Genomic DNA, 26,801 nt, shown 5'->3' with positions numbered 1-26,801 from the left:
GCTTCGTCCATTCCGGCGCAGAATTGACCAAGGCTTCTTTCAAGGTCGCCGTCGAGGACGGCAACGAGGATGGCTCGACACCGGTCGCCGGAACCTTCAACCTCGCCGTCACCCCGGTCAACGACGCACCGGAGCTCGTCGCCACGCAGACATTGCGCCAGATCGCCGAGGGTGCCTCGACCGCCTCGGCGCGCAAGGTGGCGACGCTGAAGATCTCCGACCCCGACGGCGGCAACAACAAGCTGTCGCTCGCCGGCAGCGACGCGAAGCTGTTCGAGATCAAGAACGGCGCGCTATGGCTGAAGAAGGGGGCCAAGCTCGACTACGAGACCAACCCCTCGCTGAACGTTACCGTGCGCCTCGACGACCCCTCGATCGGCACGAAGCATGAGGACTGGCAGACCTTCAAAGTCGCCGTCACCGACGTGGCGGAAACGAAGAGGGGAACTTCCGGCAAGGACAAGCTGACCGGCACCTCCGCCGCCGACGTGCTCGAGGGCCGGGGCGGCAACGACGTGCTCTCGGGCGGCTCCGGCGATGACCGGCTGATCGGTGGCTCCGGCGTCGACATCATGACCGGCGGCTCCGGCCGCGATACCTTCGTCTTCACCTCGGTCAAGGATTCCGCCCCCGGCCAGTCCGGCCTTGTCAATAACGGCGGTTACAATCCGCTCTCGGGCAGCGACAAGCGCGACATCATCACCGACTTCGTCCACGCGCAGGACAAGCTCGACCTGTCGAAGATCGACGCCGACAGCACGCGCTCCGGCAACCAGGACTTCGTCTGGCGCGGCAAGAACGACTTCACCGGCAAGGCCGGCGAAGTGATCTTCCGCATCTTCGACGAAAAGGGCACGGAGAACGACCGCACCATCGTCTACGGCGACACCGACCGCGACCAGCAGGCCGACTTCCAGATCGAACTGACCGGCATCATCGGCCTGACCAAGGGCGATTTCATTTTGTAGAGAGCCGTCTTCGCTCTCAGCAGAGCGAAGGCGTTGCCATTTCTGGAGTGCGAGTTTGCTCCAGTAGCAACAGGTTCACCTGCTCGCGCTATCGGTCTTCGTCAGACAATCAACCGCGCCGCCCGGCCACGCTTGCGGTCGGGATTGTTGTAATAGGCGGCCGCCTGGGTCAGCGATCTCTGCTGCGATTGCTGCATCGCCTCTGGCTGTCAATCAGCACCGAGCATTGACCCCTTTTACTATCCAATTTTGACCCCCTTGTTGTGTAGATCAGCGCTTGGCCTGCCCGGCGCTGGCCGGGGTTGCAGAGGGTAGGCCAAGTGCGGGTGATGGTCGTCTTCGGCTTTAGCTTTGAGAACGGTTCTTGAAGCGCCAGGACTCGTTTCCGATTTCGACGATCTCGCAGTGATGGGTCAGACGGTCGAGGAGCGCAGTCGTCATCTTGGCATCGCCGAACACCGTCGGCCATTCGCCGAAGGCGAGGTGCGTGGTGACGATGATTGAAGTGCGCTCGTAAAGCCTGCTGATGAGATGGAACAGGAGCTGGCCGCCGGCCTGGGCGAACGGCAGGTATCCGAGTTCGTCGAGGATGATGAAGTCGAGACGGTTGAGATAGTCGGCCGTTCGCCCCTGCTTGCCGCTGCGCGTTTCCGTTTCCAGGCGATTGACCAGGTCAACGACGCTGAAGAAGCGCCCGCGTGTTCCGTTGCGGATGAGGGCTCGGGCAATGGCGATGGCCAGGTGGCTCTTTCCGGTTCCCGTGCCGCCGACGAGCACGATATTGCGCTGATCGGCGACGAAGGTGCCGGTAGCCAGTTCCCGCACCAGGGATTCATTGACAGGCGTATCGGCGAAGTCGAAGTCGTCGATGTCCTTGGCGAGCGGCAGCTTGGCGATGCTGAGCTGGTAGCGAATGGAGCGGGCCTGCTTCTCGGCGATCTCCGACTGCAGGAGATCGACAGCAACAGCGTCGAGCGGACCATCCGGCCGATTGCACTGAACCGAAAGAACGCACTCTTCGCAGGGCACGACACCGCGGCCGAGAACTGGCCACCATCGCCTCGCTCATCGAGACCTGCAAACTCAATGCCGTCGATCCGCTGGGCTATTTGACCGCTACACTCACAGCCATCGTGAACGGCCACAAGCAGAGCCGGGTCGAGGAACTTCTGCCGTGGAATTACCGGGAGCGAACACACGGCGGAAGTCTGCTGTTTGGCCCATGGCCGACCGTCCGCTGCCAAAACAACCAACAGGAAAAGAGGACATCGGAGCTTTTACCGCCCAGGTCCGGGAGTGGCTAAAAACGCCAGGCTTTGGGCCACAAATGCGTGTTTAAACCCGTAGGTGCCGATCGAAGAACCTGTCAAGTTAGCAGCGTGCCTGGATGATGATGTCGCCGTTTAAGGAAGAACCGCCCCTTAATCACCTGTAAAACTGATTGGCGAATTGGGACGCTTTGCGCCAAAAATCATCCCCCTGTAAACGCACGTCAATGTTTGACGTGTAGCTGAGGGCGGAAAGAACCCTTTCGTCGTGCTCGATGATGCCGATATTTCTATTGCCGTCGATGCCGCTGCCAACTCGTCCTTCTGGCCGATGGTTCATATCCCTTCAAGACCTTAGGTTCCTTGCGATTTGTTGTAGCCGTTCGCTAACCACGCGCTCGAAGCGCCGTTGTCAGCGGCAATCTCGTGGCGGCGAGGGCGGGCAGTGCGCCGCCGAGGATGCCGATGGCAAGGCCGAGCAGGCCTGTGGTCAACAGGATGTCGCGCGTCACGGCGAGCTGGAAGGCCATGCGGGTATTGTTTGCGCCGATCGTGCTAGCCTGCCAGCCGTTGAAGGCCAGCCATGACGCGAAGAGGCCGAGGACGACGCCGGCGCTTGCGAGCACCACGGCTTCGATCCAGGTGCCAAGAAAGGCCGAAAGGCGGCTGAAGCCGAGCGCGCGCACGGTGGCGATCTCGACGGTCCGATCGGCAACCGAACTCATCATCGTGTTGAGCGCGCCCGCCGTCGCCCCAACAGCCATCAGCAGCGCGATAGGCCAGCCGAACAGGCGGATGAGGCTCCCCGTGCGTCCGGATTGCGCTGCGTATAGATCGGCTTCGGAGACGGCGACCAGCGGGGTCTCCGTGATCGTGGAGAGAAACTCTTGCAAGCGATTGAGCGAAGCGGGATCGGTGAGGCGGAGTTTCAGGCTTTGCACCTGGCCCTGCCGGTCGAAGGCGGCGCGCACGGCGTCGAGGTCGGCCCAGAGTTCGGATTCGAAGGCGCTGCCACGGGCCGAAAAGTGACCGGCGACCGTCCAGTCGACGGCGCCGAGCCGGACCGTGTCCCCCATGCCGAGGCCGAATTCTCCGGCAAGCCGGTCTCCGACAACGATTTCGCGCGCACCGGGCGCAAAGACGCGGCCGGCCGAAAGCGTGATGCCGTCGCGAATCGACGGGCCGATCGCATCCATGCCGCGCAGCGCCAGCGTGCGCTGCCTCACATCGACGGGCACGACGATCTCGCGGGAAGAGACGAGTTTGCCGCCGGCATCGCGGACGACGCCCATATCACCGGTCATGGCGTCGAGTGTGCGGATGACGGAAGCGGGGATATCCGAGCCGGTCTCCTGATTGGTGCCGCCTCCGAGGACGACGGCGATGGAGTGGGAGCCGGCGCCGTTCAGCGCCCTCTCGAACCCCTTTGCCATGGACAGGAAGCCGGCGAGCACGCAGACGACGAGCGCGACCGACAGGGCCATGGAGGCGGAAATCGCGAAACGACGCGGCAGGCTGGACAAATTTGTCCGGATCATCACGAGCGCTTGTCTTCTATGGGTGGAGGCGAATATCGGCATGGGATTACCTCGTTCTGAAAGCTTTGATGATGGGGGTCCGCATCGCGTTGAAGGCTGGCAGCGCGCCGCTCGCAAGCCCGAGGACGGTGATGATCGCGATCGCCTTCGCCAAAACCGCTGCGGAGAAGACCAGCCCGAGCACCGGGCCGGCGGCTACGGTGGCGAGTTTTGCCAGGGCGAGGCCGATACCGCCGCCCACGGCGAAGACGAAGAGGGTTTCGCCGAGAATAAGCGCCAGGATGCGCAAGCGGGAAAAGCCGAGCGTCTTCAGCAGGCCGATCTCGAAGGTGCGTTCGCGCACGGCAAAGACCATGATGTTGACGACGATCATCAGGAGGGTGACGAAGGCCGCGCCGACAACGAGGTTCACGATCAGCTCGATATCGGCATATTGGCGCAGGAACGCCTCCAGGAACTGCTTTTCCGATTGTGTGCGTGTCGGTGTGGCGGAGTTGGCGAAAAGCGTATCGATCCTGGCGGCGAGTTCCCCCGGCGAAACGCCCGCGCGAGGGCGGACGACGAAGGCGTCGACGGTGTCCTTGGCGCGCGCACGCGCGGCGTTCACATAGCCGTAGCGGGCGATCATGAAGTAGGAGTCGGTGGCGGCGCTTTCGCCCTCGAATATGCCGGCAATCTCGAAGCGCCAATCGCGACCGCCGTCCTCCCTCGGTGTGTCGAAGGCGGTGACCGTCACGCGCTGTCCGACGGTCCAGCCCTGCGCCTCGGCCAGGGCGCGGCCGACCAGCACCTTGTCATGCGACTGGCCGATTGCGCCAACCAATGCGGGTGTCAGGCCCAACTCCTTACCGTTGACGGTCATCAGCAGGTCAGGATCGGCGGCGCTGATGGCAACGACATTCCTCTCCACATCGACGAAGCCGCGCAGTCGCTTGACATAGCCGACCACCGCCACGCCGGGATCGGCGGCGATTCGCGACTTCGCCGCCATCGGCAACGGCTGCGTGCGGCCGCCGGCACTCGTGACGCCGAGAAGGTCGTCGCTGGCTCCAGCCGCTCCCTGTGCACCATTGATGAAGCTCGCGGTCAGGCCGTAGATGAGGAAAGCGACCGCGATCGAGACCATGAGGAGCACGGTGCGCAGCGGCATTCGCCAGGCATTCTTTCGGGCAAGGTCTAAAAAGGTCATCAGGCGGCCCTCTTCTCTTCGACGAAATCGCCCTTGTCGAGGTGTAGCGTGCGGCGGGCGTAAAGCGCGGCCTGCGGGTCGTGCGTCACCATCACGATGGTCTTTTCCAGCTCGCGGTTGAGGAAGCGCAGCATGTCCAGAACCTCGTCAGCGGATTTTCGATCGAGGTCGCCGGTCGGCTCGTCGCAGAGAAGCAGGCCCGGATCGGAGACTATGGCGCGCGCAATGCCGATGCGCTGCTGCTGGCCGCCGGACATCATGGCGGGGTACTGTTTTTCCCACCCGGACAGCCCGACGAGGTCGAGGACCCTTTCGACGCGCAGGCGCCGCTCCTTGCGCGATAGCGGTTTCAACAGCAGCGGCAGCTCGACGTTCTCCGCGGCGTTGAGCATGGGCAGCAGATTATAGAACTGGAAGACGATGCCCATATTGTGCGCCCGCCAGGCAGAGCGCGCAGCCTCGCCCATCTGGTCGAGACGGCTGGTGCCGATGCTCAAGGTGCCGGCATCCGGACGGTCGATGCCGGCGAGCATGTTGAGCAGCGTCGATTTGCCCGATCCGGACGGGCCCATGACGGCGACGAAATCGCCGCGGGGGATGGTGAGATCGAGCCCGGAGAAGATCGGCATCATCTCGCCGCCGATGCGGTATGCCTTCCTGATGCCGATGAGCGCGATATAGGGGGCGATGTCTTGGATCATTGCGGGTTTTCTCCTGTTTCATCAAGGGCGATGCGGATACGGGCGGCCATGTTCGGCAGGATGCCGTCCGGCGGATCGTCGAGCGACAGGTGCAGCGTGACGGTACCTTTTTCCACGGAAGCGACGGGCGCCAGCCGCAGCAGCCTGACGGCGAAGGGTTGGTCGGGAAAACCGTCGAGCACCGCCTGGCCGAGAAGGCCGGGCTTCAGCGCGGCGATGGTGGTTTCCGCCACGTCGGCGTCGATCGCGAGGCTCTTCGTGTTTGCGATTGTCAGCAAGCTCTGGCTTTCGCGAACGCTGTCTATCCGTGCGAGCACCGTATCGCCGACACGGGCGTCGAGCCGGGTGACGGTGCCGGCGAAGGGCGCGCGAACGGTCAGTTCCGCCACCCGTTCCTCGGCGATGCGAATGGCGAGGTCGGCGCTGTCTGCGGATTGCCGGGCCTGCGCCACGGCGTTTGAGGCGCGCTCGGCGGCGGCGCGTGCGTCTTCAAGCGCCTGCCTGGAGGTCGCGTTGCGGGCGGCGAGGATTTCGGTGCGGTCCAGCACGGTGCCGGCCTGCGCAAGGTCGATGTCACGAGCGGCGAGGATCAAACCGGCCTGAACCTTCGCGGCGCTCGCCTGCTCGAGCGCGAACCGGGCGCCGGCATCCTCAAGCGTAACGAGAATCTGGCCCGCCTCGACACGGTCGCCCAGCACCACGGCGATCTGCGTGATCCTGCCTTCATATTTGGCAAAGACGGTCGTCGTGTCTGGCGCGACGACGAAACCGGAGCCGGTGACCTCGCGGTCGACGGGGAGGGGATTGCGAGCGGCGGATCGCTCGCCCTCCATCTTCGTCACGGCGACAAGGTCGACCGTCGCGCGCTCTGGCTCCGACAGGGCGGCATCGACATGGCGAAGCACGTCCGACCGATAGAGGACTGCGCCGGCGGCCGCCCCGACCACCAGCGCGGAAAGGCAAGCCGGAAGAACGAGACGCCGGAGCATCGGCTTCGGCAGCTGTCTGTCGCGGGGGAGGGGTTCAAGCGATAGCGACTTGAGCGTCTCGGCCAGTTTTCGGCCCTGTTCGGCGGCGATGTCGAAATGTGTGTTCATGCCGGACATCATGGCCGGCGATAGCAGAGCGGCGACCTAAAACGCGTTATGGGTCGTGCTTGATCGCGATCGGGGACGTCGCGGTCTTGCGCTCGCGCCATTCGAGCGGTGACATTTCGGTGACGCGGCGGAATTCGCGGTTGAAGTTGGACTTGGTCTGGAACCCCACCTCGAACATGATCTCGGTCACGGACTTGCCCGTCTCGGCGAGCAGCGCGCAGGCCTCGGCAATCCTGTGCTCGTTGACATATTGCGAGACGTTCTTGCCGGTCGCCCGGTTGATCGCCGTGGAAATCCGCCGCGCCGGTATACCGAGCTTGCGCGCCAGCCGGTCAAGATTGAGATCGACATCGCGATAGGCACGCTTGGTCGCCATCAGCGCTTCGACGGCGGAAAGCGTCTCCTCGTCGCTACCTGTTTCGGACCGCACCGTCGCTTCGCCCGTCTCCGCCACCGCGTGGCTTCGGCTGGCGGCGGCCGCGGCAATCGACAGGATGACCAGCGAGACAAGATTGCCGACCGCAATCAGCGGCGGAGCATATTGTCCTCCCATCCAGGTCAGATCGAGGAACACGAAGGTGTCGATCGCTGCGGAGAGAAGCAGAGCAAGTGCTGCAAAGAGGATGGCGCGGTAGGCGCGTGCCGCCTCCTCGAAGGGCGCGAGGCGCAAGGCATCCGTCCCCGGTCGCATTAAAAGCAGGATCGCGACCGCGTAGGCGACGAAGCTCAGCACGAGCGCCATGTCGATGGCGTCGCGCCACGTCGCGAGAAGCACGATGACGATGAGCATGGGAACGGCATGGAGGGCAAGACGGCGGACCAAAGACGTCCGGCTTCTGCGGACCAGTTCCGTCACCCCGGCATAGGCGAGCGGCGGCACGGCGGCGGCGCAGACCGGGGCAAGGAACATGATGGTGCCCTGCATGCCATAGCCCCAGCGCAGGCCGGAGAGCACCGACAGGAACGCGCTGATGAGGATGAGCGCCAGAAACGGCCGGTTCACCGGCCTTTCATCGCCGTGGCGCACGGCGGCGGCGAAGAGAACGAGCAACAGGACAGCGACGACGAAGGAGAGCGGGACGAAGGGCATGGATATCCGGTGCAGGAATGAAACGAGGCAGTCTCCGATATCCTGACCCGCAGGACAATCTCTCGCGACCTGTATCGTGTTCGAGGTCCTTTATGGCCGTCTTTCGCGAGACGTTGATTGCAGTACGGCCGCCCAGAACACGATATCGCCAACTTTTCCTTGTTCGGCGAAAAGACCCAGCAAAACATGAGTGCCAGCGGCTGTCAGTCGGAGCGGGGTTGTAAGGGCACTGTAACGTTAACGCTGCGCATTCAAGATGTGGAATTGAGGCTTTGGTTCAGGCGGCTTGAAGGCGTGCGATCTGGTGCCAGGTACCCAAGGCTACGGCTCGCAGTTCACGATGGTGGGCGGATGGAATGTCGTGGCGGGGAATATGAAAGAGGTTGGCAATCGGGTCGTGCATGGAAGTGAAGCGCTGAAGGTGTCGTGCCGACTTGAAGCGCTTCATGATCTGTTCCCGCCGTCGGATTGGCTGATGGGAGTTTTCCGCCCGATTGTTCAGGGCCTTATGCGAACGATGCTCGACGCCGGGCATGATCTGACGTTTCGCCGCACCGTAGGATCCAAGCTTGTCGGTGATCATCACGCGTGGCGAACGGCTTTGCCCTTTCAGAAGCTTTCGCATTAAACGCTTTGCAGCCTTGGCATCGCGGCGGCTTTGAACCAGCACGTCAAGAACAAAGCCGTCCTGATCAACGGCGCGCCAAAGCCAGTGTTTCTTTCGACCGATGGTGATGACAACTTCATCGAGGTGCCACTTATCGCCGAGCCTGCCGGCTGATCGCTTCCGGATATCATTGGCGTATCTGCCGAATTTCTCCGCCCAGAGCCTCACTGTTTGGTGAGAGACGATGACACCACGGGCGGCCAGCATATCCTCGACCATGCGCAGACTGAGGGGAAATCGGAAATAGAGCCACACCGCATGGGCAATCACCTCTGCGGGAAATCGATGACGTCGATAAAGCGGATCACGGGCCAGTCTGGTCATGCCACCAGATGCCACATTTTCACCAATGCCCGCTTAACGTTACGATGCCGTCAGCGCCGTTCTCAATCTGACCGTGGTGGAGCTCGATGCGGTTGTCAGCCGGGCCGTCGCGGCCGGGGCGACCATCCGTGATGCCGCCCAACTGGACGATAGAGGCGGTCGTTCCGCCGCCGTGCTCGATCCGTTCGGCCATATCTGGGGCCTGTCCAAGCGCATCGCCGATGCCTCCCAACTAGCAGCCTGATCCTACTTGCGAAATGAAGCCGCTGCCTCTCAGCGGCTTTTCTCTGGACCGTATATTGTGGACTGGCGCTGCACTAAGTGACCTACATCGTCATATCCGACTGCGCCCGGCTCGCTCCCGAGGCGAGCCATCGCGCTGATTTCATCCGGACTCGGGTTGGCCATCACGTCATCGAGCAGGTTGTAGTAGTACCGCCGTTCCTCGCCCGTCAGCGTGGCCGGTCGAGCTGACCGGCTATTGCGGACCGTACCCGGTCCAGGGTGTCGCCGGCTTCCATTTCAGGCCGCCGCGTTTTGGAGCGGCCGCACTGGCGGTTGCTCATGCTGCATGGCCACCCACAGGTCATAGTTGGCCTGCAGGTTGATCCAGAAGCGCGCCGTGCTGACCCCGGCCTTTTCCAACCGAAGGGCCAGATCCGGGCTGATACCGGCCTTGCCATTGAGTACCCGCGACAGCGCCACCCGTGACATGGCCAACCGCTCGGCGGCTTCGGTCACGGAGAGTTCCAGCGGCTCAATAACCGTTTCTTTAAGGATTTCGCCCGGATGAGGATGGGTATGGATCATGGTTCGTGTCCTCAGTGGTAGTCCTGATAATCGACCAGTTCGACGTCAGCCCCGTCGAAACGGAAGGGGATGCGCCAATTGCCATTCATCCACACCGACCAATGCCCTTTCAGGTCGCCTTTCAGAGGATTCAGCCGCAAGCCCGGTTGATTCAGGTCCTGCGATTCCTTGGCCACATCGAGCATGGCCAGGATCATCCCGAGCTTTCGGGCATGGGCGGCTTGAATGACTTTGGTTGTACCGGTGCGGTAAAAGGCTTCGAGGCCCTTGTGCCGAAAGCTGACGATCATAGTTTTCTGTATCGCGTATCGCGTATCGCGTATCGCGTATCGCTACAAGATGCAACAAAAAGGGGCGGCACCTGACCGCCCCTTTTCCCCGTGTCCCATCGTGCTTCTCTGCTGCGCCGTTCCTGCCGACCAAAAAGGTGGTCTCCAGCTTGCTGCGTAGGAGGTCGATCGCTGCGTTCAGCATATCGCGTGAAAAACGATGTTGACAAATCGAAAATTTTTCGATGTGATGTTTATATCGATATAAAAATATCGCATAGCGATAGAAGGTCTGAATGTACGATCCCCTCGTCCACCCGTTTCCAGATCAGAAGCAGTCCAATCCGGACTCATACTGGCTGAGAGTGAGTAAGAACGAACCTGAGGATGATGGGGCAGTCGCAGGAGATGTCGACACCGAGGTTGCCATCATCGGCGGTGGCTACACGGGCCTATCGGCAGCATTGGCTTTGGGGCGCAATCACGGGATCAAAGCCACTGTTCTCGAGGCGCGGTCTTCCGCATGGGGATGTAGCGGAAGAAATGGCAGCTTTGCCCGCATCTCCGGTGGGCGTATGCCCTGGTCGACCCTGATCATGGCGTATGGTGCGGATGTCGCTCGGGCCTATTTCGGTGAACTTCGCCAAGGTCTCGATACCGTTCGCGCGTTGATCGCAGACGGTGGCATCGAATGCGACAAGCAGCCGGACGGCGTCTACAAGGTCGCAACGTTCGCCGGCCATGCCGCAGCGCTGAGGCGGGAAGAAGAACTCTACAATACGGTTCTCGGGTATTCCGCACGCTATGTCGACGCCGCGGGCGTGCGTGGCATTCATGAGGGACCGGAAAGTCATGGCGCTCTGCATCTGCCTGACGGGTTCTCCCTCGATCCTTTGAAGTTTGCGCAGGGTGTTCATGGCATGGCGCGCAGCCACGGTGCGCGCGTTCATACGAATTCTCCCGTCGTCGGCTGGAAGACCAAAGGCGATGTTCATCACCTTTCGACGCCCGCCGGCACGGTTCGCGCCAAACGGGTCATCGTGGCGACCAATGGCTATACGTCGTCGCAACTGCATTCACGACTGGCTGCCCGGGTTCTGCCCGTCCATTCCCAGATCATTGTCACCGCCCCGATGACACAAGCGCAGGTGGATGCGAGCCTGCCTTCTGGCAGTTGCATGTTCGATACCCGTGGCCTGCTCTTCTACTACCGCCGCCTTCCCGACAACCGCATGCTGTTCGGCGGACGCAGTGCGATTTCGGGCGCGGACGCGGCGGCGCCCCGCCACCGGCAATATCTCTATGACGCGATGACGCGAAAGTTTCCGGCACTCGCCGGGATCGAGGTGGAGAACTGGTGGGGTGGATGGGTCGCAGTCACCCGCAATTCCCTGCCGTTCTGCTATCGGGTGCCGGGGCTCGGCGCGGTTTTCACCGCCGGTGGCTATGCAGGCAGTGGCGTGTCCTTCTCCATTCACCTCGGCACGAAGCTGGCGATGATGGCGGCCGGCAAGCCGTTCGAGACGGGTGCGACATTCCTGACCCGTGAACCGGAGCGCTATCCGCTCGCGTCGTTCATCCGGCTTGGACAGTGGATGGCCTATCGCTGGCTGCATGCGAAGGACGCGCGCGAAGCGCGGCAGGCAGGTTGAACATGATCAGCAGCTTTACGGCGCAGCGTCATCTGAGTTCGCTCCGGTCCTATGGGGGCGGACAAGCCACACGCCACCGTTGCATCGTGACAGCAGGGAGGGGAATGCTATGACTGCAGGTATCTCCAACCTGACGCGATTGGCTACTATGACCGAAGCTGAAGATTCACCTCTCTACGTCACCGCTCTTGCCAAAGGCCTTTCCGTTCTGACGGCCTTCGGCCCTTCGAGACCCGCGATGAACCTGCTGGAACTTGCGGATGCCACCGGCCTCAACAAGAGCACCGTGCAGCGTTCCGTATTCACGCTGGAGGCTCTTGGCTACCTCGCCCGTGACGGCGGCTCCAAGCGATATCGGCTGACCGTGAAGTCTTTGGAAATGGGAACCGGCTATCTCCAGACCGCGGAACTGGTCGAGAGGGCGAACCCCTTCATCCAGCAGCTGAATCGCCAGACGGGCGAGAGCTGCAACCTGCTCGAGCCGTGGGAAACGGACATGGTGTATGTGGCGCGGTTCACGAGCCACAAGGAAATGCCGATCCATGTTCCGATAGGGCAACGTCTTCCGATGTACTGCACGGCGGCAGGCCGCGCCTATCTCTCGGCGCTGCCGAAAGAGGCAGCGAGGGAGTATATAGAGCGATCCAACAGGATGGCGTTCACCGCCCATACCGTTACGGATCCCGACGCGCTGATGGAGCTCCTGCAGCGCGCCCATACGGACGGCTTTTCCCTTACTACGGAGGAAATCTACGTCGGCGACATCGCCGTCGGCGCGTGCATCGTCAACGCTGACGGCCAGCCGCTTGCCGCAATAAATATTTCCGTGCCGTTCAGCCGGTGGCGGCCAGAGCAGGTCCTGTCGGATCTTGCCCCACAGCTCGTGAACACCGCGCGGGCCATTTCGAGTGCCGCGAAGGGGCTGAAGCCCGCCGGCACAATCAAGCAACAAACTTAGTTTCGTAAGGAGACCGAATGTCCATCCAACGCTTTGAACCGAACGGCAAGCGCCTGAGCCATGTGCTCGTTCACAACGGTATCGCCTATGTCACCGGGCAGGTTCCGGCCGATCGCAGTCAGGATGTCGCCGGCCAGACCGCACAGGTTCTGGCGCGCATCGACGAGCTTCTCGCCAAGGCGGGAACCGACAAATCCAAGATCCTATTCGCGCAGGTGTGGCTGAAGCATGTCGTCTCGGATTTCGCGGCGATGAACAAGGCCTGGGAAGACTGGATTCCGGAAACGGCACTGCCGGCCCGCGCAACCGTTGAAGCCAATCTCGCGGCAGAGAACATTCTCGTCGAGATCGCAGTCCAGGCGGCTGTGTAAAATTCAAGCGCATTCACAATCGAAGAATTCCAAGCAAAGGATGGGGAACTGAACATGCGTAATATTCTTGCAATGACTGCCATGGCGACACTTCTCGCCGGCACAGTCGCCAACGCTGCGGATACGACACTTACGATCTCGAGCTATGGCGGTGTGTACCAGGAAGCCCAGTCGAAATCCTATTTCCAGCCCTTCATGGCGCAGAACCCAGATATCAAGATCGTCGAAGACAGCTCCTCCAGCAACGCCAAGCTGAAGGCTATGGTGGAAACCGGTAACGTCACGCTGGACCTCATCGTGACCGATGACAGTTTCGGCCTCGACACCGACGCGCAGTGGCTGGAGCCCATCGACTACTCCGTGGTCGACAAATCCAAGTTTATCGAAGGCGCCGCCGGCACGTATCGTGTCGCGGCTGATATCGAAGGGACCGTGCTTGCCTATAATGCCGAAGAGTTCGGTGGCGAGGCGCCGAAGGGCTTCGCGGATTTCTTCAATACGGACAAGTTTCCCGGCTCGCGTGCGGTCTGGAAATATGCGGCATCGGGTATTTTCGAAGCCGCTCTCATAGCCGATGGTGTGAAGCTGGAGGATCTCTATCCGATCGATGTCGAGCGTGCGCTCAAGAAGCTCGATACGATCAAGGAGGACCTCGTCTGGTGGGAAAGCGGCTCGCAGTCCGAGCAACTCCTCTCGAGCGGCGAAGCGGGCATGGCGCTCGTCTGGGTCGGCCGTGCCGTCAATGTTGCCGAGAAGGGCATCAAGATCGACTGGACCAACTGGACCTCGCAGACCGGATACTGGGTCGTCCCCAAGGGTACGAAGAACAAGGAAGCGGCGATGAAGGCGATCAACTTCTTCACTGAGCCGGCCCAGCAGATCGCGTTCACGAAATACATGCCTTACGGCCCGTCCAACAAGAACGCGCTTGCTTCTGTTGACGCTAAGTTCAAGGGCAGCTTGCCGACGGACCACCTCGACACCCAGGTTCTGATGAATGCGGACTGGTGGGCCGAAAATGGCGCCAAGGTCGACCTGCGCTTCCAGGAATGGCTTCTCCAGTAACGGATATGGCAAGTGATCCGCCCGCGAAAGCGGGCGGGTCCAGGCGCAACCTCGTGTTTCAGGTTTAAGATGAACGTCTCAGCTCAGGATGGCGCCGTGCCGGTGTCGGCGCGTGCACCATGGCCGTTTCGTGTGCCAACAGCGTTCTGGCTGATTGCGCCAGCGGTCCTGTTCCTCGCACTCTTCTTCGTATTTCCCTTGCTGAGGCTCGTCGCGATCTCGCTGCCGGGCGGAAGCGTGGAATACTACGAGCAGATCTTCACGACCCCAGTCTTCCTGCGGGTGATCGGCGAGACGTTTCGCGTGTCGCTTATCGTGACGGCGGTCACCGTCGCGGTGGCCTATCCCTATGCCTATGCCATGGCGCATGGCGGGCGTACGGTGCTTCTTCTCCTCACCGTGGCGCTGCTCATTCCTTTCTGGGTGAGCCTGCTGCTGCGCAGCTTCTCCTGGATCGTACTTCTTCAGAACAGCGGTCTCATCAATGACGTTCTGATCGCCATGGGCCTGATCGAGAAGCCGATTCGCCTGATACGCACACCGTTCGGCGTGATGATCGGCATGGTCCACATTCTCCTGCCCTATGCCGTCCTGCCGCTCTACACCGTCATGAAGAAGATCGATCTGAGGCTTGTGGAAGCCTCGTCCATCTGCGGTGCCAGCTGGCTCAAGGGGTTCATTCGGATCTACTTCCCCCTGTCGCTGCCGGGTGTGGCTGCATCAGCCATTCTCGCCTTCACGCTCGCACTGGGCTTCTACATCACGCCGGCCCTTCTCGGCAGCCCGCGTGACATGATGATCGCGCAGATGATCGCCGGCCAGTTCAACGAGCAGCTCAATTTTGGCCTCGGTGCGGCACTCGCCGTCGTTCTCATGGTTCTGACCGCCATTGCCTTCGGGCTGTTCGGCGCTGCGCGCGCTGTGCTCCAGTCGCGCGGCCGCTCGAAGGATGGGGTATGACATGGACCGTCTGAGACGCGCGCTCTTCTGGCTCATCGTTGGCCTGACGGCCTTGTTCCTGCTTCTGCCGACGCTGATCATCGTACCGATGTCGTTCACGACGACGACCACGCTGGAATTCCCCCCTGTCGGGTTCACGCTGGACTGGTATGGCAAGGTCATCGGCGCGGCCGATTGGCAAAGCGCACTGATCAACAGCCTTGTCGTCGCGATTGCGGCGGCAGCGCTTGCGACCGTCGTCGGCACGGCGGCTGCCCTTGCGCTGCACGCGCATCGCTTTCGGGGCAAGACCGTCGTCATGGGACTGCTGCTCAGCCCGATGGTCACGCCGGTCATCGTGCTTGCGGTCGGCATGTATATGGTGTTTTCGGGATGGGGTCTCGTCGCCACGCGGCTTGGGCTCGTTCTGGCGCACACGGTGCTGGCGATCCCGTTCGTGGTTGTATCCGTGCTTGCAAGCGCGGGCATGGTGAACCCCTCGCTGGTGCCCGCCAGCCTTGGCCTTGGTGCGAGCCGCTGGTTCACCTTCAAGCGCGTCACGCTGCCGCTCATCATGCCGGGCGTGCTTTCCGGCGCAGTGTTCGCCTTCATCACGTCGTGGGACGAAGTCGTCATTGCGCTTTTCCTTGCCGATGTACAGACCCGGACCGTTCCGATCATGATCTGGAACCAGGTCCGCACCAATCTCGATCCGGCAACGGCCGCCGTTGCAGCCATTCTCATTCTTCTGTCGGCGCTCGGCGTCCTCCTTTCATACAAATTCAGGGACGTAAGATCATGAACGCTGCTCTCCAGAACAACGCCACCACGGCAATGAAGCTTGAAGGCGTTTCGAAACTCTACGGGCCCGTGAAGGCGCTCGACAACGTGTCCTTCGAGCTCAGGAAGGGCGAGTTCCTAACGATGCTGGGCCCGTCAGGTTCCGGGAAGACGACATCGCTTCGCGCGATTGCCGGCTTCATTCAGCCGTCGGCCGGTCGCCTTCTGATCGATGGGCGTGACATGACCGGCGTTCCGCCGCAAAAGCGCAATATCGGCATGATGTTCCAGGACTACGCGCTCTTCCCGCATATGACGGTGCTGGAGAATATCGGCTACCCCCTCGAAACGCGAGGCATCAAGCGTGCGGAGCGCGAGAAGCGCAGCATGCAAATGCTCGAGATCGTCGGTCTGGCGCATTGTGCGGCACGCTATCCGAAGGAAATGTCCGGCGGCCAGCAGCAGCGCGTGGCGCTTGCGCGTGCCCTCGTTTTCAAACCCGACATCGTGCTTCTGGATGAGCCGATGGCGGCGCTGGATAAGAAGCTTCGCGGGCAGATGCAGATCGAAATCATGCACATCACGCGGCAGGTCGGCGCAACCGTGGTATCCGTCACGCATGATCAGGAAGAAGCCCTGGTCATGAGCGACCGCATCGCCATCTTCAAAGACGGCCGTCTCGAGCAGATCGGTAGCCCGCACGAGCTTTACCAGCAGCCGCGTTCCGAGTTCGTCGCGGATTTCATCGGCGAGGCGAACCTGCTGCACGGTAAGGCGCGCATAACGCCGGACGGCGTGGTCGTCGAAGGCGACGGGTGGAATGTCAGTCTGCCGAAGGAAGATCCGCGGGGACAAGCCTTCACCTCGACGGACAACGCCTGCGTGGTCCTTCGTCCGGAGCGGATCCGCGCCGTCGCCGCCGGATCGCCGGGCGTCAACGCCGGCGAAGGTGTGATCGAAGACAAGATCTATCTGGGCGTAGAATATCGACTGGTCGTGCGCATGAATGACGGCAGCAAGATCAACGTCCGCAGCCGTGACGTCACCGCCATCTCCGGCATGACGGCAGGTGACAGGATCGGCATGGCCTGGGCCCCTGACGACATCGTTATCATCGGCGCATGAAAGAGACGGACAAGGCAACGACATGGATCAAGACAGCCGCCAACTTGCGGTAACCTTCTTCTGGAACGGGACATCCATCACCGGGCGGCGCGGGGACACCGTTGCGGCCGCCTTGTGGCGTGCGGGCATTACCACGCTCGCCCGCTCGCGGAAGGTCCATCGTCCGCTGGGGTACAGTGGTTCCAACCCGACCGGTGTACTGGCGCGCGTCAACGGCCGACCGAATGTGCGTCTCGATCAGCTTCCCGTCGAGACGGGGCTTGTCGTCGAAATGCAGAATACGTGGCCATCGCCGCGGTTCGATGTTCTTCGTTTCGCGCAGGCCTTGCCGGCCAAACTGGTCTATGGCGGATTTGAGCATGGCGCGTGGATGCCGAAAAGCGGTCTGGCCTATCGCCTTGCGGAAAGGACGATGGCAAACCTCGCCGGCGTCGCACGCCCTGCAGACATTGCCACTGTGCCAGCCATCGTCCCCGGTCAACGTTTGGAGGTGGAATGCCTCGTTGTCGGTGGCGGTCCTGCCGGGATCGCCGAGGCGAACAGGCGCGCCGCGCTCGGTCAGACGGTGGCGCTCGTCACACGCGGCGATAGCCTCGCACGTTTCGCCAGGTCCATGGGAGCGGCCGTTGAGGAACTGAATTCCGGTGTGCGCCTCTTTTACGGCATGGAACTCTTCGGCGCCTACCGCGACGGCACCCTTATGGTCGCGGCGCCGCATGATCACCGTCGCGGCGCCGTCGCCTTGCTTCCGAACGAAACGGTTCTTGCGACAGGACGGCGTTCGATGCCGCCCCTGGTAAAGGGCAGCCAGTTGCCGGGTGTGTTCGATGCCTACTCCGCGCTGCAACTTGCCGCCGTCCATCGTGTGAAACCGGGTGAGCGTGTGGCCGTGGTTGGAACGGGCGCGGAGGTGGACGTCGCGGAAAAGTTGTGCGCCCTTGGTGTCGATGTGGTTCATCGCGGCCCGGTCTCTGACCTCATCGAAATTTCAGGCCGCCGTCGCGTGACGGGCGTCCGCGCCGGTGCGCAAATCCGGTGCGATGTCGTGGTACATGCGGGACCCTGGCGGGCGGACCCGAGCCTCGGGTTCCAGACCGCCGGCGAGGGCCTTTTTCAGGTGGAGGCTCGCCCTCTGCCACCCTCGGTCTCCATCATAGGCTCGGCGGCGCGCGGCGATGAGCGCATCCACGCGACACGCCACGTGCATCCAGACACATTGATCTGCCCGTGCATGGATGTCACTGCGGGCGAGCTCTACAGCCATATCGACGCGGGAGAAACGGATCCGGAGGTTCTGAAGCGGTTGACCTCTTGCGGCATGGGGACCTGCCAGGGCTTTCCCTGCTGGGACAACATGCTTGCCTTGCTTGCTGCGCGGGTGGGTGCAGAACCCGAGACGTTTGCCCGCCCAACCCACCGGCCGCCGCGCCGCTCAATCACCGTCGCGCAGGCCGCGGGCCTAGCCTCATTGGTGGAGCCTGACCGATGAACACGTTGCCGCTTCCTAAACGGGCATCCGTCGTCATCATTGGTGGCGGTGTTCAGGGTCTTTCCGTCGCCCTCAACCTCGTCGAGCAGGGCCAGAAGGACATCCTGGTGTTCGACGCCGGCTATTGGCAGGGCGGGGCTTCCGGCCGCAACGGCACGCTCATCCGCCCGGGCTTCGCATCCGTGGCGTGGACGGAGCTTTTCGTTCTGACGGTCAATGAATGGCGAAGCTGGTCCAAGCGACTGGGCGAGAACGTCATGTTCACGCAGCGCGGTTACTCCGTGGTGTCCGAGACCGAAAAGAGCGAGGCCATGCTGCGCGAGGGGCTGAAGGTGCAGCAGAGCCTCGGCGTCAACAGTTGGATGCTGTCGCGGCGCGAGATCGACGATCTGCTTCCCGCAATCAACAAATCCCGCGTGCAGGCCGTACAGCATCAGCCGGATGGTGGCGTGGCGCCCCACCACGCGGTGATGAAGGGCCTGTTGGCCTTCTGCCAGCGCAACGGCGTGGACGTTCGTTACCGCACGGCGATTTCCGGTCTGGAGCGTACGGGCTCACGCATCAGCGCGGTGCTCGTCGACGATCACCGCATTGAGGCCGATTGCGTGGTCTCCTGTGCCGGCCCGAACAACCCCGATATCGCGGCAATGGCAGGGGTTCCGCTGGACGGTTTCGGCATGCGCATCGAAGCGATGGCGCTTGAACCGACACGCCCGCTCATCAAGCCTGCTATCGCCCTGATCGACAGCCTCGCCTATTTCCATCAGACCTCGCGAGGTGAGGTGGTGGGCGGCACGGAGGTGCCGGAACGGCCGCGCATGTCGCTGAAGGTCGACGTGCCGGTGATGGCCAATATGGCAAAGGTCTATCTGGAAATGTTTCCGCAGCTTGGCGAAGTGCGCATTCTGCGCCACTGGGCGGGGCAGTTCCATGCATCGACGGACTACGCGCCGCTTATGGGAGAGCATCCGGACCTCAAGGACCTCTGGTTCTCCGCCGGGTGGTCATACGGGTTTGCAGGTGCGCCAGCGGCCGGCCGGCTGCTGGCGGAAGCGATTGCCAAGGGCCGCATCGACCATCGCATGAAACCGTTCGCGCTCGACCGTTTCGAGAAGACGGGACCGATCGTCGAAGGGGGCATCGTCCTTGCGTAAAATGTCGGAAAGCCTCGAAACAATGACAGGAAGGACAGCTCGATGAGCAATCATAAACAATTCTACATCAATGGCGAATGGGTATCGCCGGTTTCGCCGAAGACGTTAGACGTCATCAATCCGGCAACCGAGGAAGCTTTCACGCGCATCTCCGTCGGTTCCGCAGCCGATGTAGACAAGGCTGTCGCCGCCGCCAAAGCGGCCTTCGAGACATTTTCGCGGACGACGCCCGCCGAAAGGCTTGCCCTTCTGAAGCGCGTCCACGAAGTCTATCTCGAGCGCTTCGAAGACATCGCACAGGCCGTATCAGCTGAAATGGGCGCACCGCTGGCCTTCGCACGGGATGCACAGGCCTGGGCAGGCCGGGGGCATCTCGAATCCACCATCAAGGCATTCGAGAGCTACGAATTCACCGAAAAGCGCGGCTCGACGACGGTCGTCAAGGAGCCGATCGGCGTGTGCGCGCTCATCACGCCCTGGAACTGGCCGCTCAACCAGATCGTCTGCAAGGTTGCTCCGGCTATCGCGGCAGGGTGCACCGTCGTCCTGAAGCCCTCGGAGATTGCGCCGATTTCCGGCATCGTCTTCGCAGAGGTCATGCATGAGGCGGGCGTGCCGAAAGGCGTATTCAATCTGGTGAACGGCACCGGACCGGATGTCGGCCAGGTGATGGCCTCCCACCCAGACGTCGACATGGTTTCCTTTACCGGCTCCACCAGAGCCGGCATCATCGTCGCGAAGGCGGCGGCCGATACGGTGAAGCGTGTGGCCCAGGAGCTCGGCGGAAAGTCGGCCAATATCATCCTTCCCGATGCTGATTTCGAAACGGCGGTCACGAAGGGCGTGCGCGGTTGCTTCAGCAATACCGGACAGTCCTGCGATGCCCCAACCCGCATGCTCGTTCCGCGCAATCGCCACGACGAGGCACTCGCGATCGCCAAGGTCGCGGCGGAGGCATTCCGCACCGGTGACCCGAATTCGGAAGATACGAATCTCGGCCCGGTCGTGAGCGATGTGCAGTTCGGCAAGATCCAGGGCCTGATCGAGAAGGGCATCGAAGAGGGTGCGACCCTAGTGACCGGCGGTCTCGGCCGCCCGGACGGTCTCAACCGCGGCTACTATGTCCGGCCGACGGTTTTCGGCAATGTCACGCCCGACATGACCATTGCCCACGAGGAAATCTTCGGACCCGTTCTCTCGATCATCTCCTATGAGGATGAGGAAGACGCAATCCGCATCGCCAACGACACCGTCTACGGTCTCGCCGCGTACGTTCAGTCGACCAACATCGAACGAGCCCGCCGGGTGGCCTCGCGCATGCGGGCCGGTTCGGTTTATCTAAACTATCCGGCGTGGGACACGATGGCATCGTTCGGGGGCTACAAGCAGTCGGGCAACGGCCGGGAATACGCCGACTTTGGGATCCATGACTTCCAAGAGATCAAGAGCGTGGTCGGCCACGGGGAATAGTTTGAATGAATCGTGCGCGCTGGTTCGCCGGCGTGCACGGCTGGCGGCGGAGCGCGGAAAAAAACGGTATGCGGTAGCTACCAATACGAGCTTGATCTTTGCGCCGCAGGGGACATTTTATCCTGCGATAAGCATCTATGATGCAGGCGGCGAGACAAATCGAAATGCAGGTCGGTTTGAACCGACACAAGAACTTTAAGACCTCAATGCACGCCTAAGGAACACTAGAGGGCCACCCCTGAACTGGCGACAGCGGGGACAGTTACAGCATGGGCCAGAGTAGGGCGGTGCGATCCCATGAAATTGACCCAATTTGTTACTTCGCCGTGACCTGGTCGGCCCCGTGAAAAGTGATCTTTCTTGACGTATGGCTTTCGAGCCGAGGAAGGACATTGAAATGGCAGGGAAAAGACACAAGGCAGAAGAGAACGTCACGAAGCTCCGTCAGGTTGACGTTCTGAATGCGCAAGGCAAATCGATGGCGGAAGCGATCCGGTCGAAAGGGGGGCGGAAATTACGTACTATCGCTGGCGAGCCGAATACGGCGGCCTGAAGGGTGATCAGGTGAGGCGACTAAAGGAACTGGAGGCCGAGAATGCCAGGCTCAGGCGGGCAGTTTCCGATCTCACCCTGGACAAGATGATCCTGGCAGAAGGCCGCCAAGGGAAACTTCTAAGCCCCGCCCGCCGCCGCGCCTGCGTGGATCATGTCATCGGGGAACTGGGCGTGTCCGAGAGACGGGCCTGCCGGTCAGCATCGTTCGACGCAGCGCAAGATCGCAAAGACCCCGGATGACGAAGCAGCGTTGACCGCCGACATCACGGCGCTCGCTCTCCAGTATCACCGCTATGGCTATCGTCGCATCACTGCGATGCTGCACGACTTCGTCGAGGATCGCACACACAATGGCAGGAAAATCCGCATGCTCAATGTGAACGACGAGTTCACGCGCGAATGCATTGCCGTCAGGGTCGAGAGGAGGCTGAAGGCCGTCGATGTCATCGACGTGCTTTCCGACTGTTCATCCTGCGCGGCGTCCCAATGCAAATTCGGTCCGACAACGGGCCGGAGTTCATCGCCAAGGCGTTGCGGGAATGGATCGCGGCGGTGGGTGCCAAGACCGCCTACATCATGCCGGGCAGTCCGTGGGAAAACGGCTATTGCGAGAACTTCAATTCGAAGCTCCGTGACGAACTGCTCAACGGTGAAATCTTCCACACGCTCAAGGAGGCAAAGATCGTCATCGAAAACTGGCGATGTCACTACAACACCGTGCGGCCGCACTCATCGCTGGGCTACAAGCCACCGGCACCCGAAACGACCATTTGGCCTCGCCAGAACGGACCAGCGTTGGCCAGCAGGCCAAGCATGCACTAACATTCCAACCGGATCACCCCATGGGGGGCAGACCACTACGCCTTCGTTTCCAGAACACCAAAAGCTAAGGTCGCTCGCGACTCTCCCGATGAAAAAGTACTAGAATGGCGCAAAGAATGATGACGGCGCCGACGACCACCGCAAGCCTGATCGGCTCGCCGAAAAGGACGAGGCCGAAGAAAAGCGCCGTCGGCAGGCGAATGAAGTCGACGACGACGAGCAGGGAGGCATCTGCCAGCTTCATCGCCCGCGCGAAGGCGAGCTGAGCCATAAGGCCGCCGACACCCTGAAGTGCCGTGAGCCCCAGCGCATAGAGGGTAGGGGTGGTCCAGACCGGGATGGCGATCAGAAGCGCGACCGGAACGGTGATGACGAGATTGATCCCGGCGATGCGCAACGGGTCTTCGCGATTAGCCGAAACCTTCATCAGCAGCGCTACCGCCGCCAGCCCTATCGCGCCTCCCAGAGCCCAGAGCGCACCGGTATCGAGCGTGCCCGGACCGGGCTGAAGCACGATCAGCACGCCAGCAAAACCAAGCACGAGTGCTGCAACGCGGGCCGCGTAGAATTGTTCGCCGAGAAACAGCGCCGAGCCGAGCATCACAAAGAGCGGCATGGTGAAGGCGATCGCCGTCGCCGAAGCCAGCGGCATCTGCGTGACGGCCATGAAGCCGGAGAAAAGCGCCAGGAGCTTGATGACAGCACGCAACGCATGCACCCAGAAGGAAATCCCCGGGTCGCTGTGCAGTCGGCTGCGGGGAAAGATCGCGTAGAGTGCGAGAAGGCTGAACAGATTGCGGAAGAAGACGATCCCGAGGGGGTGTATCTCACCGGCGATCAGTCGGACAATAACGCCGTCCATGGCCGCGACAAGCGAGTTGGCGGCCATGAACAGCGCGCCCGCAATGGTCGCGGGCATGGCGCAGGACCTCATGCCGGCACGGTTGCCGGTTCGGTTTCCCATTTCGGCTTCGGCGTCGCATTCATCAGCTGGCGCGTATAGGGATGCTGCGGATTACGGAAGATGTCGTCGGTGCGGGCATGTTCGACGATCGCCCCGCTCTTCATGACGATGATCCGATCTGCGAAATGACGCACGATCGGCAGGTCATGGGTGATGAAGATATACGCGAGGCCGAGCCGGTCGCGCAGCTGTGCCAGCAGATCTATGACCTGAATCTGCACGGAAACGTCCAGGGCGGACACCGCCTCGTCGCAGACGATCAGTTCCGGCTCGCAGGCGAGCGCACGGGCGATGGCGATGCGCTGGCGCTGGCCGCCGGAGAACTGGTGCGGATAACGGTCAGCGTGCTCCGGCTTCAAGCCGACGAGATCGAGCAATTCGACAACGCGGTCGCGCCAGCGCGGCTTGTCGAGGATATCCTTGTGGATGCGCCAGGGTTCCGAGACGATGTCGAAAATGGTCATGCGCGGATTCATGGAGCTGTAGGGATCCTGGAACACCATCTGCACCTTGCGGCGAAAGGTCAGGAGTTCCTTCGCGTCCATCTGGAAGATGTCGCGGCCGTGGAACAGTGCTTGACCGCTCGATACCTCGTTCAGCCGCAGGAGCACGCGCGCCACGGTGGATTTTCCCGAGCCGCTTTCGCCGACGATGCCGACAGTTTCACCCTTCGCCACATTGAAGCTCAGATCCTTCACCGCATGCAGCTGCGTATGCTTGGCGAAGAAGCCGGAGGAAAGGCCGTAGAATTTGTTGAGGTTCTTCACCTCGAGGATTGGCTTGCCGGCCTCGACAGTGGAGCGGCGGCTGGCACCTTCCGCCGTATCGTGCGGCAGGGCATTGATCAGGGTGCGGGTGTAGCTGTGCTGCGGATTTTCAAAGACGGCGCGCGCCTCGCCCTCCTCGACAATCCGGCCGGAATTCATGACGATAACGCGATCGGCCATCGAGGCGGCGACCTCGAGGTCGTGAGTGATCATGATGATCGCCAGACCATCCTCGGCCTGCAACTTTTTTAGAAGATCGAGGATCTGCGCCTGCACGCTGACGTCGAGCGCTGTCGTTGGTTCGTCGGCGATCAGGATTTCCGGGCGCAACGCGATGGCCATGCCGATCATGATGCGTTGGCGCTGGCCGCCGGAAAACTGATGCGGATACTGGTCGATGCGCTTTTCCGGCTCGGGAATGCCAACGCGGCCGAGGATGTCGATCGCCTTGGCGCGGGCTTCCGCGCCGGTTGCCAGTCCGTGTGCCGAGAAGACCTCCGCCAACTGCCAGCCGATCGGATAGACCGGGTTCAGATGCGACAGCGGGTCCTGAAAGATCATGGCGATCTTCTTGCCGTTAAGGTCGCGTCGTTCTTCGGCGTTGCATTTGTCGACGTTCCTGCCGCGATAGGTGATGGTTCCGGAACAGATATCGCCGGGCGGGGTGTCGATCAGGCCCATGATGGCGCTGGCGCTCACCGATTTGCCGGAGCCGGACTCTCCCAGGATGACCAGCGTTTCACCGGCATCGACATGGAAGCTGACGCCATTGGTGGCCCGGAAGGCGCCGCCCAGCGACAAGAAGTCGACGGTGAGATCCTTCACTTCGAGGAGATGGGAAGCGGTCATGTGCGTTTCTCCGGAATTCCCTTTTTCGAGCGCGCAAGTTCGATGCGCCAGCGCTGCTGCGGATCGGCATAGGTGCGCCACCAGTTGGAGAGAATGTTGAGCGAGAGCGTCGTGAGAAGGATAGCAAGGCCTGGCCAGAAGGCGATCCACCAAGCATTGGCGAGGTAACCGCGGCCGGTTGCCACCATGGCGCCCCAGGTGAATTCCGGCGCCTGGATTCCGAGACCAAGGAAGCTCAGCGAGGATTCAGCTAGAACCACCGTCGCGAAATCGATGGCGCCGATGGTCACGAGCGTCGGGAGAACGATCGGGGCGATATGGCGGAAAACGATCCGCACGTGTCCGGCACCCAGCGCCGTGGCGGCGCTTACGAACATGCGCTCGCGAACTTCCAGCACCTCGGCGCGTGTCGTGCGCAGGTAGATCGGGATGCGGGTGATCGCGAGAACGATGATCAGGTTGGTAACCGAGGGACCCAGGCTGAAGAGCACGATCAGCGCCAGAAGCAGCGAGGGGAAGCTCATGACGATATCGGCAACACGTAGAATAATGCTGCTGAGAAGCCCGCGGGAATAGCCTGCGATCAGGCCGAGGAAGCCGCCGATCAGCATCGAGAAGAACACCGCGAAGAGGGCAATGCCAAGCGTATTCTGCGCGCCGACGATCAGGCGTGCAAGAAGGCTGCGGCCGAGCGTATCGGCACCGAGCACGTAGGCCCAGCCCTGGGCAAAGCTGAACGGCGCCATGTTGCGGGCACGGAAATTCGGCTTGTCGATCAGGTCGCCCATCAACCAGGGGCCGAAGATGGCACAGAGCACGACGAGGGTAAGGAAGATCACAGCGGCCAGCGCCAGTTTGTTGCGGGCAACCAGGTGCAGGACCTGAAAACGTCCGGCCGTCTTTGGCTTGGTGTCTGCGGAGATGGTCATCTCTGGCATACTCATTTCGCTTGAAACCTGATGCGCGGATCGAGCCTTGCGTAGAGAAGGTCAATCAGGATGTTGAGAACGAAGATCGCAACGGCTGTGATCAGCACGGTCGCCTGGATCAGGGCGAAATCGCGCCGGATGATCGCATCGATCATCAGCTTGCCGATACCCGGCCAACCAAAGATGGATTCGACGACGACGGCGCCATTGACGAGGCTTGCGGCGAGGTCGCCGGCAACGGTAATGACTGGCAGCAAGGAGTTGCGGAGCGCATGGCGGAAGATGATCCGCGAGCGCTGCACGCCTTTGGCGCGCGCCGTCTTCACATAGGGTGAGGCGAGCGCACTGATCATCGTACCGCGCACCACCTGCACCAGAAGGCCGAAGGGGCGCAGCGTCAGGACGAAGATGGGCATGATCCAGTGCAGCGGCGTCCCCGTTCCCGAGGTCGGCAGCAGGCCGAGGCCGACGGAGAAGACGAGGATGGCGACGATCGCCACCCAGAAGTCCGGAGCGCTGGCGCCGGCAAGGGAGGCAGTGCTGGCAAGGCGATCGAACAAACTGTCAGGCTTGGCCGCCGCCAGCGAGCCGACGACGATCGCAAGCGTGAGCGCCAGCGTCATGGCGATCGCTGCAAGCTTCAGGGTCTGGGGAAAGGCTTCGAGCGCCACTTCCATCGCCGGCCTGTTGCGGCTGAGCGCTGTGCCGAAATCGAGATTAGCGACGCCGAGCAGGTAGCGTCCGAACTGGACGTAGAGCGGATCGTTGAAGCCGTGGGCTTCGGAGAAAGCCTGACGCTGCGCCTCGGAGGAATCCAGCGGCAGATAGAGATAGGCCGGATCGCCGGTAAGGCGCGACAAGAAAAAGACGAGCACAAGCAGGCCGATCACGGCGATCAGGCTCTGGGCCGAACGTCTCAGGATAAAGCCAAACACAGCCATTCCTTCCACAGCGAAAAGAGAGAAAAAGGCACGACGCTCCTGCCGCCGTG

At 61.8% G+C, this 26,801-nt stretch carries 25 protein-coding genes and 2 pseudogenes; 13 read left to right on the top strand and 14 right to left on the bottom strand.

The window, feature by feature from the left end; all coding sequences use genetic code 11:
- Window positions 1–968 (top strand): M10 family metallopeptidase C-terminal domain-containing protein (locus tag HV823_RS27145; RefSeq protein ID WP_210270928.1); only part of this gene is annotated, 968 nt, incomplete at its 5' end.
- A 345-nt stretch (window positions 969–1,313) separates the two neighbouring features.
- Here the strand turns inward: HV823_RS27145 and istB are convergent.
- Window positions 1,314–1,997: an IS21-like element helper ATPase IstB gene (gene istB, locus HV823_RS24935; protein ID WP_425487700.1), complete on the bottom strand. Its 684-nt coding sequence runs from the start codon at window positions 1,995–1,997 to the stop codon at window positions 1,314–1,316.
- On the opposite strand from istB, the pseudogene HV823_RS24930 reads away from it, so the two are divergent.
- A pseudogene (locus HV823_RS24930) lies at window positions 1,881–2,152 on the top strand (transposase domain-containing protein); the annotation flags it as partial. The gene istB and the pseudogene HV823_RS24930 sit on opposite strands and share 117 nt — an antisense overlap.
- A 470-nt stretch (window positions 2,153–2,622) precedes the next feature.
- On the opposite strand, the gene HV823_RS24925 reads toward HV823_RS24930, so the two are convergent.
- From HV823_RS24925 to HV823_RS24885, 9 genes are all read right to left on the bottom strand, one after another.
- Window positions 2,623–3,774: an ABC transporter permease gene (locus HV823_RS24925; RefSeq protein ID WP_425487699.1), complete on the bottom strand. Its 1,152-nt coding sequence runs from the start codon at window positions 3,772–3,774 to the stop codon at window positions 2,623–2,625.
- A gap of 46 nt (window positions 3,775–3,820) precedes the next feature.
- Complete coding sequence (locus tag HV823_RS24920; protein WP_176952375.1) at window positions 3,821–4,963, bottom strand: ABC transporter permease; 1,143 nt, start codon at window positions 4,961–4,963, stop codon at window positions 3,821–3,823.
- On the bottom strand, window positions 4,963–5,664 hold the full coding sequence (locus HV823_RS24915) for an ABC transporter ATP-binding protein (protein WP_176952374.1): 702 nt from the start codon (window positions 5,662–5,664) through the stop codon (window positions 4,963–4,965). The genes HV823_RS24920 and HV823_RS24915 overlap by 1 nt, the downstream gene beginning before the upstream one ends.
- Entirely contained in the window at window positions 5,661–6,761 is a 1,101-nt protein-coding gene (locus tag HV823_RS24910) for an efflux RND transporter periplasmic adaptor subunit (RefSeq protein ID WP_176952373.1), read from the bottom strand. Before HV823_RS24910 ends, HV823_RS24915 begins: the two co-directional genes overlap by 4 nt.
- 46 nt (window positions 6,762–6,807) lie before the next feature.
- Window positions 6,808–7,851: a helix-turn-helix domain-containing protein gene (locus HV823_RS24905; protein ID WP_176952372.1), complete on the bottom strand. Its 1,044-nt coding sequence runs from the start codon at window positions 7,849–7,851 to the stop codon at window positions 6,808–6,810.
- Window positions 7,852–8,128: 277 nt separating this feature from the next.
- The gene (locus tag HV823_RS24900) at window positions 8,129–8,842 is read right to left on the bottom strand and encodes an IS6 family transposase (RefSeq protein ID WP_176952371.1); all 714 of its coding nucleotides are present in this window, start codon (window positions 8,840–8,842) and stop codon (window positions 8,129–8,131) included.
- A gap of 19 nt (window positions 8,843–8,861) precedes the next feature.
- Complete coding sequence (locus HV823_RS24895) at window positions 8,862–9,035, bottom strand: hypothetical protein (protein ID WP_176952370.1); 174 nt, start codon at window positions 9,033–9,035, stop codon at window positions 8,862–8,864.
- A gap of 329 nt (window positions 9,036–9,364) precedes the next feature.
- Window positions 9,365–9,652 (bottom strand): HigA family addiction module antitoxin, encoded by a 288-nt coding sequence (locus tag HV823_RS24890; RefSeq protein WP_176952369.1) that lies wholly within the window; start codon window positions 9,650–9,652, stop codon window positions 9,365–9,367.
- Window positions 9,653–9,663: 11 nt separating this feature from the next.
- Entirely contained in the window at window positions 9,664–9,942 is a 279-nt protein-coding gene (locus HV823_RS24885) for a type II toxin-antitoxin system RelE/ParE family toxin (RefSeq protein WP_176952368.1), read from the bottom strand.
- Between the two features lie 275 nt (window positions 9,943–10,217).
- Between HV823_RS24885 and HV823_RS24880 the strand changes: the two genes are divergently transcribed.
- From HV823_RS24880 to HV823_RS24830, 11 genes and pseudogenes are all read left to right on the top strand, one after another.
- Window positions 10,218–11,573 (top strand): NAD(P)/FAD-dependent oxidoreductase, encoded by a 1,356-nt coding sequence (locus tag HV823_RS24880; protein WP_176952367.1) that lies wholly within the window; start codon window positions 10,218–10,220, stop codon window positions 11,571–11,573.
- 109 nt (window positions 11,574–11,682) lie between these two features.
- Window positions 11,683–12,531, top strand: coding sequence for an IclR family transcriptional regulator (locus HV823_RS24875; RefSeq protein WP_210270927.1), 849 nt, complete (start codon window positions 11,683–11,685; stop codon window positions 12,529–12,531).
- Window positions 12,532–12,548: 17 nt separating this feature from the next.
- A complete protein-coding gene (locus tag HV823_RS24870; protein WP_176952366.1) occupies window positions 12,549–12,902 on the top strand; it encodes a RidA family protein in 354 nt (117 codons plus the stop codon).
- 54 nt (window positions 12,903–12,956) lie between these two features.
- Window positions 12,957–13,967, top strand: a complete 1,011-nt coding sequence (locus tag HV823_RS24865; RefSeq protein WP_176952365.1) for an ABC transporter substrate-binding protein — start codon at window positions 12,957–12,959, stop codon at window positions 13,965–13,967.
- A 69-nt stretch (window positions 13,968–14,036) separates the two neighbouring features.
- Window positions 14,037–14,927, top strand: a complete 891-nt coding sequence (locus tag HV823_RS24860) for an ABC transporter permease (protein ID WP_176952364.1) — start codon at window positions 14,037–14,039, stop codon at window positions 14,925–14,927.
- A gap of 1 nt (window position 14,928) precedes the next feature.
- Complete coding sequence (locus HV823_RS24855; protein ID WP_176952363.1) at window positions 14,929–15,708, top strand: ABC transporter permease; 780 nt, start codon at window positions 14,929–14,931, stop codon at window positions 15,706–15,708.
- The gene (locus tag HV823_RS24850) at window positions 15,705–16,811 is read left to right on the top strand and encodes an ABC transporter ATP-binding protein (RefSeq protein WP_176952362.1); all 1,107 of its coding nucleotides are present in this window, start codon (window positions 15,705–15,707) and stop codon (window positions 16,809–16,811) included. The genes HV823_RS24855 and HV823_RS24850 overlap by 4 nt, the downstream gene beginning before the upstream one ends.
- Before the next feature lie 22 nt (window positions 16,812–16,833).
- A complete protein-coding gene (locus HV823_RS24845) occupies window positions 16,834–18,300 on the top strand; it encodes a 2Fe-2S iron-sulfur cluster-binding protein (protein ID WP_176952361.1) in 1,467 nt (488 codons plus the stop codon).
- Entirely contained in the window at window positions 18,297–19,454 is a 1,158-nt protein-coding gene (locus tag HV823_RS24840; protein ID WP_176952360.1) for an NAD(P)/FAD-dependent oxidoreductase, read from the top strand. Before HV823_RS24845 ends, HV823_RS24840 begins: the two co-directional genes overlap by 4 nt.
- 42 nt (window positions 19,455–19,496) lie before the next feature.
- Complete coding sequence (locus HV823_RS24835; protein WP_176952359.1) at window positions 19,497–20,924, top strand: aldehyde dehydrogenase family protein; 1,428 nt, start codon at window positions 19,497–19,499, stop codon at window positions 20,922–20,924.
- A 397-nt stretch (window positions 20,925–21,321) separates the two neighbouring features.
- Window positions 21,322–22,301: pseudogene (locus tag HV823_RS24830) on the top strand (IS3 family transposase).
- 64 nt (window positions 22,302–22,365) lie between these two features.
- Here HV823_RS24830 and HV823_RS24825 read toward each other — a convergent pair.
- The 4 genes from HV823_RS24825 to HV823_RS24810 are packed head-to-tail and all read right to left on the bottom strand — an operon-like array spanning window position 22,366 to window position 26,745.
- Window positions 22,366–23,235 (bottom strand): DMT family transporter, encoded by an 870-nt coding sequence (locus HV823_RS24825; protein WP_176952379.1) that lies wholly within the window; start codon window positions 23,233–23,235, stop codon window positions 22,366–22,368.
- Window positions 23,232–24,881 carry an ABC transporter ATP-binding protein gene (locus HV823_RS24820; RefSeq protein ID WP_176952358.1) on the bottom strand — a complete coding sequence of 550 codons (1,650 nt, stop codon included), beginning with the start codon at window positions 24,879–24,881 and terminating at the stop codon, window positions 23,232–23,234. The genes HV823_RS24825 and HV823_RS24820 overlap by 4 nt, the downstream gene beginning before the upstream one ends.
- Window positions 24,878–25,825, bottom strand: a complete 948-nt coding sequence (locus HV823_RS24815) for an ABC transporter permease (protein ID WP_176952357.1) — start codon at window positions 25,823–25,825, stop codon at window positions 24,878–24,880. Before HV823_RS24815 ends, HV823_RS24820 begins: the two co-directional genes overlap by 4 nt.
- The gene (locus tag HV823_RS24810) at window positions 25,822–26,745 is read right to left on the bottom strand and encodes an ABC transporter permease subunit (RefSeq protein WP_176952356.1); all 924 of its coding nucleotides are present in this window, start codon (window positions 26,743–26,745) and stop codon (window positions 25,822–25,824) included. Before HV823_RS24810 ends, HV823_RS24815 begins: the two co-directional genes overlap by 4 nt.
- Window positions 26,746–26,801 lie beyond the last annotated feature (56 nt).

Origin of the sequence: Mycoplana rhizolycopersici, from assembly GCF_013378445.1 — a bacterium.
GTDB classification, from domain to species: Bacteria; Pseudomonadota; Alphaproteobacteria; order Rhizobiales; family Rhizobiaceae; genus Mycoplana; species Mycoplana rhizolycopersici.
This window is presented reverse-complemented; position numbering and strand designations above follow the sequence as displayed.

Coding starts and splice junctions, on each gene's coding strand:
- HV823_RS24825 (WP_176952379.1), bottom strand. CDS start 23,235: ATGAGGTCCTGCGCCATGCCCGCGACCATTGCGGGCGCGCTGTTCATG.
- HV823_RS24875 (WP_210270927.1), top strand. CDS start 11,683: ATGACTGCAGGTATCTCCAACCTGACGCGATTGGCTACTATGACCGAA.
- HV823_RS24845 (WP_176952361.1), top strand. CDS start 16,834: ATGGATCAAGACAGCCGCCAACTTGCGGTAACCTTCTTCTGGAACGGG.
- HV823_RS24910 (WP_176952373.1), bottom strand. CDS start 6,761: ATGAACACACATTTCGACATCGCCGCCGAACAGGGCCGAAAACTGGCC.
- HV823_RS24835 (WP_176952359.1), top strand. CDS start 19,497: ATGAGCAATCATAAACAATTCTACATCAATGGCGAATGGGTATCGCCG.
- HV823_RS24885 (WP_176952368.1), bottom strand. CDS start 9,942: ATGATCGTCAGCTTTCGGCACAAGGGCCTCGAAGCCTTTTACCGCACC.
- HV823_RS24860 (WP_176952364.1), top strand. CDS start 14,037: ATGAACGTCTCAGCTCAGGATGGCGCCGTGCCGGTGTCGGCGCGTGCA.
- HV823_RS24815 (WP_176952357.1), bottom strand. CDS start 25,825: ATGAGTATGCCAGAGATGACCATCTCCGCAGACACCAAGCCAAAGACG.
- HV823_RS24900 (WP_176952371.1), bottom strand. CDS start 8,842: ATGACCAGACTGGCCCGTGATCCGCTTTATCGACGTCATCGATTTCCC.
- HV823_RS24925 (WP_425487699.1), bottom strand. CDS start 3,774: ATGATCCGGACAAATTTGTCCAGCCTGCCGCGTCGTTTCGCGATTTCC.
- HV823_RS24880 (WP_176952367.1), top strand. CDS start 10,218: ATGTACGATCCCCTCGTCCACCCGTTTCCAGATCAGAAGCAGTCCAAT.
- HV823_RS24870 (WP_176952366.1), top strand. CDS start 12,549: ATGTCCATCCAACGCTTTGAACCGAACGGCAAGCGCCTGAGCCATGTG.
- HV823_RS24840 (WP_176952360.1), top strand. CDS start 18,297: ATGAACACGTTGCCGCTTCCTAAACGGGCATCCGTCGTCATCATTGGT.
- HV823_RS24820 (WP_176952358.1), bottom strand. CDS start 24,881: ATGACCGCTTCCCATCTCCTCGAAGTGAAGGATCTCACCGTCGACTTC.
- HV823_RS24905 (WP_176952372.1), bottom strand. CDS start 7,851: ATGCCCTTCGTCCCGCTCTCCTTCGTCGTCGCTGTCCTGTTGCTCGTT.
- HV823_RS24865 (WP_176952365.1), top strand. CDS start 12,957: ATGCGTAATATTCTTGCAATGACTGCCATGGCGACACTTCTCGCCGGC.
- HV823_RS24855 (WP_176952363.1), top strand. CDS start 14,929: ATGGACCGTCTGAGACGCGCGCTCTTCTGGCTCATCGTTGGCCTGACG.
- HV823_RS24850 (WP_176952362.1), top strand. CDS start 15,705: ATGAACGCTGCTCTCCAGAACAACGCCACCACGGCAATGAAGCTTGAA.
- HV823_RS24920 (WP_176952375.1), bottom strand. CDS start 4,963: ATGACCTTTTTAGACCTTGCCCGAAAGAATGCCTGGCGAATGCCGCTG.
- HV823_RS24890 (WP_176952369.1), bottom strand. CDS start 9,652: ATGATCCATACCCATCCTCATCCGGGCGAAATCCTTAAAGAAACGGTT.
- HV823_RS24915 (WP_176952374.1), bottom strand. CDS start 5,664: ATGATCCAAGACATCGCCCCCTATATCGCGCTCATCGGCATCAGGAAG.
- HV823_RS24895 (WP_176952370.1), bottom strand. CDS start 9,035: ATGGCCGAACGGATCGAGCACGGCGGCGGAACGACCGCCTCTATCGTC.